This window comes from Paraburkholderia sp. Ac-20336 (genome assembly GCF_017105025.1).
Taxonomy (GTDB): domain Bacteria; phylum Pseudomonadota; class Gammaproteobacteria; order Burkholderiales; family Burkholderiaceae; genus Paraburkholderia.
The window spans coordinates 1-4,358 of sequence record NZ_JAAGPS010000239.1 but is presented as its reverse complement, the minus strand read 5'-3'; the positions used below and the strand labels follow the sequence as shown (position 1 = coordinate 4,358).

The window sequence follows — 4,358 nt, the reverse complement described above, 5'->3', positions numbered from 1 at the left end:
CGGCGGCGTTTTCCTGGGCGCGGGCGCGCGCCGCGCTGTCCTGCTGCACCATCGAATCGAAGCGCGCCTTGACGGCGGCGTCGTCGCCGGCGGTTTGCAGATACGACTGATAGAGCGCCGCGTCGGAGGGCCGCGCGTCGAGCCACAGGAGCGCCTGGCGCCAGCTCTTTCTGGCGGCCGCGCCGACCGAGGTGTCGCCCGCGAGCTTCTGCAGGCGCGCGATGCCGTCGCGCCGCGTGACGTCGCGATAGGTCAGATGCTGCGCGAACGCGAGCGCGTAACGCGGGTCGCTGGGGTTGTCGCGCGCGAGCTGTTCCAGCCCGCGGCGCGCTTCGTCCCAGCCCTGCGGCGTGGCCGAGAGAGCCTGGTCGTACTCGAGCTGCAACTCGGGCGTGGCCGGCTTGCCGGCGAGCGCGCGCTGATATTCGCGCACCGCGTTGGCGTTCTGGCCGCTTTGCGCGAGCCGGCGCGCGTCGTTGATGGTCTGGTCGCGCGGGCTGGTTTCGCCGAGCCGGCGGCCCAGTTCGTCGAGATTCGGATAGTTCGGCGCGACCGCCTTCAGGCGCGCCAGATACTGCTGCGCGCCGGCGCCGTCCTTGCGGTCGGCGAGCACGATGCCCATGCCGAAGAGCGCGTCGGGCTGCTTCGGATCGATGCTGAGCACCTTCTGCCACGCCTGCTCGGCGAGGTCGCCGCGCTGATGCGACTGCCAGTACTTGCCCTGATCGATCAGTACGGCGAGAGGATCTTTGGACGCCTGCGCGAGCGCATCCGGCGCGGCGGCGGCCACACAACAGACCGCACCGGCGACGAGCGCGGCGCGCAATGACAGGGCGAGCGCGTTCAGTCGCATGCGTGTCTCCAGGCGGGCACGAGACGGCCGGCTGCGTCGAAGCGGTAGCGGCCGTCGATGAATCCCGTGCCGAACAGCCCCAGCACACGATCGTAGTAAACCGGCTCGCGGCCCGGCACGCTCGCGTCGAGCGCGGCGAGCCGCGTGCGCGCGAGGCCGAGGCTGTGCTCGTCGTTAAGCGCCTTGAAGTACGGCGCGAGCGCGCCCCAGTAGCTGAGCGGGCCTTCGCCGCTTGTCGCGCCGGTGGTGGACGAAACCTTCTCGGGCGGGAAGCCGTTCTGCGCGACCTTCGCGCGCATGCCGCCGAGCGCCGCGAGCCACGGCTTCGCGAGCGGATCGGCAGGCGCGGCGAGGCCGGCCCACAGATAGACGCGGATCGCGTCGTAGCTGCCGACGTCGCCGTTTTTCGGATCGACGGCGAACTGACCGCTCTGCCAGGCCGCCCAGTCGGGCGCGAAGCCTTGCGGCGAGACGGTTTTGACGAACCGCCAGGCGTTCTCGGCGAGCTTGCCCCACGGGCCGTCGGGCACGTCGTGCGCGAGCGCGCGCAGCACCGGCAGCGGCAGATAGCTCGGATTCAGGCGCGTGACGTTGCCGTCCCTGAAGCCCTGCGGCCCCGGCAGCAGCATCGGCCCGAGGCCGGGCAGGCTCGCCACTTCGTCATGCGTGATGCGCTCGGCGAGCGCCTCGCCGAGCTGCGTATAGCCGGTGTCGTGCCACAGGCGCCCCGCCTGCAGCAGGTCGTAGGCGATCCACAGGTCGGAGTCCGAGGCCGAATTCGGGTCGAGCACGCCGTACGAGCCGTCCGGCTTTTTGCCCCATTGCCAGGCGGGCAGCCGCACGTTGCGCGCGTCGAACTGGTCGCCGGCGAGATTCGCGCGCGTCCACGCGAGCAGTTTGTCGAAGGTTGCGCGGTCGTTCGCGACGAGCGCGAAGAACATTGCATACGACTGGCCTTCCGAGGTGGTCTGCTGGGCCGGCGTCGAGTAGTCGATCACGCGGCCGTCGGCCTGCATGAAGCGCTCGATGAAGCCGCGATACGCGCTCCAGTCGCCGCATGCGGCGCCGCCGCTCTGGGCGGCCGCGGCGTTACCCGCCAGCGCCGCGCAGGTTGCCGCCGCCGCGAGGCCGAGCGCCATGGCAAAACAGGTTTTCCGCTTGATCCGAACCCGCATACGAGTCATATCCGTTCCATCAATCCTTCAGCCGGCGCGCGGCGACCGCGCGCAGTGTCCGATAGCACAGGCCCGCGATGATCAGCGCGGCGATCACGCCGCCCAGCAACAGCAGGATCGGATGCGAGGAGAGCGCCCAGCGCAGATACTCCTGCGGCGACAGATGGCCGACGAAGTACTCGGTGCCGTTCGATGTGATCGTCACCTCGGGGCCGTGGATCACGGCCATCGCGCCTTGAATCTTCGGCAGCACGTCGGCGTCGAGCAGCGCCGCCGACAGGTCGGCGTCCGACTGGCCGGCCGCGCTGACCAGCGCGACCGCGCTGCGGCCTTTGCGCAACGGCGATTCGAAGCCGGTCAACAGCGCCGCGCCGTTCGAGCTGACCATCGTCAGATCGGCGCGCGCCGGCGCGCGTTCGACGCCGCGCTCGCCGTGCCACCAGTCCTGCAGCTTGAACACGAGGTCGGTGAGCTGGAACGTGTGCGCGTCGCCGCTGCTCGAGAACGGCATCGACTTCGCCCAGCGTTGCAGCAGCGGCTGCTTGCCCGGCGCGCCGAACACGAGCAGGTCCTTGTCCGCGTACTGGTCGACGTCCCCGGCTTGGGTGACGGTCACGCCCGCGACCGGATAGCCGGTCGATTCGCCCATCCGGCCCATGGTCAGCAGATAGAGGCTGTAGTCGCTCGAATCGGCGTCGTTCGGCAGCACGACCGCGGTTTCGGAGAGGTCCGCGAGGCGCGTGAACGGAAAGCCGCTATTGGCGAACGCGGCCAGATCGGGCAGCGCCATGTAGTGCGGGAACGACGACAGGTCGATGGTCGAGTTCGGATCGATCGCGCCGACCACGTTCTGCAGCAGGCGGCCCGTGCATTCGCCGGTGTTCGGAATGTCGTAGTAGAAATGCAGGCGCAGTTGCGTGCGCGGCGTCAGCAGCAGCGGCGGAATGCGCACCTGGCGGCGCGCGTCGGCGGTGCCGTCGGGCATCACGAGCGAGAGGTAGCGGCTCAGATCGAATATCGAGGCGGCGCGCGCCGGAATCGGCAGCGCCTGCACGAAGCCGTTGTTCACGCTCACGTTCAGCGAGGAGCGGTCGCGCGCCGGGCGCACCGTGTAGCGGTAGCGCAGGTCGATCGGCGCGCCGCGCGTGTGCCACATGAACAGGTCGGGCGGCACGCGCATGTTGATGCGCACCGCGTCGGCGTCGTAGCCGAACACGGTCAGGTCTTTCGGATCGGCAAGCTCGCCGAAGCGCACCGCGCGGTGGGTCGGCAGCCAGTTCGGCGCGTCGTACGGCACGCGCGGCGCGAGCTCGCTCAGCGACGTGATCGTCGCGCTCGCGCCCGACAGCGTGCTGTGGCCGATGCCGAGCGACTTCGCAGCGATCTTCAGTTCGGCCTCGTTGCGCCCGAGCACGAGCAGCAGCTTGCCGTGCGCGGACGCGTCGCGGTCGACCACGGCAATGGTCGGGCCGCTGATCTCGGGAATCGTCACGCCGGCCGGGTGCTCGTCGCTGGTGGCGAACACGACGGCGTTGCCCGTCAGCGGCGCGTTGTCGAGTTGCGCCGGGAACAGCGCGCCGCGATAGCCGGCGAGCGAGCCGAACCACGACGCGACGATGCCGGCCGCTTCGAGCGTCGCGTTGCCGGGCTTCTGCGCAAACACGAACGGCAGTTCGAGGCGGCGCACGTCGCGGCGGTCGAAGAACGGCGCCGGCAGCGCGGCCAGTTCCGGCTTGGTGGCGAGCGACGCATAGGCCAGATCGAGCGAACTGGCGTTGCTGACCGTCGCCCAGAGCGCCGAGTTGGCCGGGTCTTCGCAGCGCGTCGTGTAATGGCCGATCAGCTGCAGGTTCAGGTGGTTGAAGTCGGTGATGAAGCGCGGATCGATCGAGATATCGCGCGCGACCAGCATGCCGGCCTGCTCGTGCGGCAGCGGTAGCGTCGCGGCGACTTCGCCGTTCACGAGCACCTTGAGTTGCGACAGATTCGCGAGCAGCGCGGGCGAGTAGCTGTAGACCAGATGCAGCGTCGCGCCGGTCACGACCTCGTCGTTGCGCACCGAAAAGGCGATGCCGTTCTGGCCGTCGACGCCGCGCAATTGCAGCGGATCGAGCGCGCCGAAGTCGGCGAACGTGAGCGTCTGGCGGCGGCCGCCCGTCACGAGCGTGCCGGGCTCGGCGGTGGTCGGCGTGCGCATGCCGAGCGCTTTCACCGACGCGGCCGTGAGCGCGGGCGTCGGCGTGGCGAGCGGCGCCTGGGCGAGCGCGTTCGGATCGAACGGCACGGCCGAGCCCGGCGCGGGCACGTTGCCGACGCCGGTGGCGACCGGA

At 70.1% G+C, this 4,358-nt stretch carries 3 protein-coding genes; all 3 read right to left on the bottom strand.

Features of this window, described 5'->3' with window-relative positions; all coding sequences use genetic code 11:
* Nucleotides 1-853: tetratricopeptide repeat protein (locus GXB81_RS30450; RefSeq protein ID WP_205991149.1), on the bottom strand; the 853-nt coding region annotated here is incomplete at its 3' end.
* Entirely contained in the window at nt 844-2,028 is a 1,185-nt protein-coding gene (gene bcsZ, locus GXB81_RS30445; protein WP_205991150.1) for a cellulose synthase complex periplasmic endoglucanase BcsZ, read from the bottom strand. The genes GXB81_RS30450 and bcsZ, both read right to left, overlap by 10 nt.
* Before the next feature lie 19 nt (nt 2,029-2,047).
* Nucleotides 2,048-4,358, bottom strand: a 2,311-nt coding sequence (bcsB, locus tag GXB81_RS30440) for a cellulose biosynthesis cyclic di-GMP-binding regulatory protein BcsB (RefSeq protein ID WP_205991148.1), incomplete at its 5' end; no start/stop codon positions are given.

Excerpts from the sequence above, each read along its gene's own strand:
- bcsZ (WP_205991150.1), bottom strand. The coding sequence starts at position 2,028 with ATGCGGGTTCGGATCAAGCGGAAAACCTGTTTTGCCATGGCGCTCGGC.